This window comes from Sinomicrobium oceani (genome assembly GCF_900119185.1).
In the GTDB taxonomy this organism is placed as follows: Bacteria; Bacteroidota; Bacteroidia; order Flavobacteriales; family Flavobacteriaceae; genus Sinomicrobium; species Sinomicrobium oceani.
The window spans coordinates 90,242-91,927 of the sequence record NZ_FPJE01000011.1; the positions used below are offsets into that span (position 1 = coordinate 90,242).

Below are 1,686 nucleotides of genomic sequence, written 5' to 3' on the forward strand. Positions count from 1 at the left end.
TGTTGTGAATTGCTTTCAAAATTGTATCTTGTATTAGGATTCACAGGATACCGGCTCTAAAAATCTGGTATCCTGTTTTTTATGGACCATACCAGGATTAAAAAATAGCAGCAGTTTTTAGAAGAGCTCAAGCTGTTGACTGGGCTTTTCCGGTTCTATTTCCTTTTGGCCATGAAAGAGTTCGATCATACCGAACTGTTTGTCCGTTATCTGCATGATACATACTTTGCCGTGTTTGGGCAGGGATTTTTTTACCCGCCGGGTGTGTACGTCCGCATTCTCCCTGCTGGCACAAAATCGCATATAAATGGAAAACTGGAACATGGAAAAACCATCATCCAGCAGGCTTTTTCGAAATCGTGTAGCCACCTGCCGGTCTTTCCGGGTTTCCGTCGGAAGATCAAAAAGTACCAGTACCCACATACATCTGTATTGGTTTAATCGTGAAAATCTGTCTTGGTCCATAAGTCCCCTATCGTTATCCCGGAAGAGGGCGCTCCCGGGTCTTTCATAGCTCCGGGTATAGTATTTTTCTGCTTATCCCCGCAAAACAGTCGTATAAACTATGGGTTGTCCGGCTCATCGCCACCATCAGCGGACTTTTCTTTCCATCGATATTCACATCCATAGCCGGTATGCCCAACAGGGCAGATTTTATTTCGGTATTCAGTTCCATGTACTCTCCCTGATCCACCAACTCCCTCACCAGAATATCCACATAAGGGCGATAAGGTTCCATAACATCATCGGCCAGGCAAAAGGCATTGTACTTATTACTATGAAATATCCCTACCGAAGGGAGCATCCCGCTACTCACCAGGGCACGGGCGGTGACTGCCCTCAATATCGCATACCCGTAATTGAGCAGGTTGTTGGGGGCCACCCCTTTCTGGTTACGGCTGAAAGCTGTAATATCGGCAAATAGCGACTGAAAATAATGTGCCGCCGCAATAGCCTCATGGTTTTCGGTGTCCCCACTCTTTACCTCTCCTGCCCAGCGCTGCAGTTTTTTAGCGTATTGGCCACGTACGGCCAGATGCGCTGCCTGGTTCTGTATTTTAGCCACTACGGTTTGCTGCCAGAGATTTTTCTTCAGGGGTACACTGGCATTCAACTGGTGCCGCATACGCTCCGTCTGCTCGCTATGGCCGGTCAGCGGCTGTAAAAAGGAACAGGGCAAATGCTGCCTGTCACAGGTAATCACGGCCGTTTTGTTTTGTACCAGTTTCATCAACAGTCCGTTGGTCACCGTGATCTGGGGATCTTCCAGCACAATATACCCCAGGTCTTCTATCGGCACGGTTGCCGGTGCGCGGTCTTCCTCAGGGAAATTCACTACCAATTGCTCGTTTTTGGTGCTTAGGTAAGCAGGATTGCCAAAAAACAAAGTGCGCTTTATCATCGTTAACGATTTTGTGGCCTATGGCTCTTGTCTTTTCGCGGTTCCTTTTTATAAAGTTTATCTTCCTCCCATTTCTTCGGATTATGCCTAATATATTCGGAAATATTGCGATATGCCCGTTCATTCCGGATGATCTTTTCGTAATAATTGCGTTGCCATATTTTAAAATCTAAATCCGTGATGATTCCTGCCGGGTCGAAGGATAAGTGGGATTTGTCTCGGGCCGATCCGCCTGGGGGCGATCCGCTTGGGGCCGATCCGCTTGGGGCCGATCCGCTTGGGGC

2 protein-coding genes and 1 pseudogene are annotated in these 1,686 nt (G+C 47.9%); all 3 read right to left on the reverse strand.

Going from position 1 to position 1,686, the window contains the following annotated elements:
* Positions 1-117: 117 nt before the first annotated feature.
* Positions 118-423, reverse strand: coding sequence for a CRISPR-associated endonuclease Cas2 (gene cas2, locus BT112_RS11110; protein ID WP_394333354.1), 306 nt, complete (start codon positions 421-423; stop codon positions 118-120).
* 85 nt (positions 424-508) lie between these two features.
* The gene (cas1, locus tag BT112_RS11115; RefSeq protein WP_072317451.1) at positions 509-1,402 is read right to left on the reverse strand and encodes a type II CRISPR-associated endonuclease Cas1; all 894 of its coding nucleotides are present in this window, start codon (positions 1,400-1,402) and stop codon (positions 509-511) included.
* Between the two features lie 2 nt (positions 1,403-1,404).
* Positions 1,405-1,686 (reverse strand): annotated as a pseudogene (locus BT112_RS22070) (hypothetical protein); the annotation flags it as partial.

Coding starts and splice junctions, on each gene's coding strand:
- cas2 (WP_394333354.1), bottom strand. CDS start 423: ATGTGGGTACTGGTACTTTTTGATCTTCCGACGGAAACCCGGAAAGAC.
- cas1 (WP_072317451.1), bottom strand. CDS start 1,402: ATGATAAAGCGCACTTTGTTTTTTGGCAATCCTGCTTACCTAAGCACC.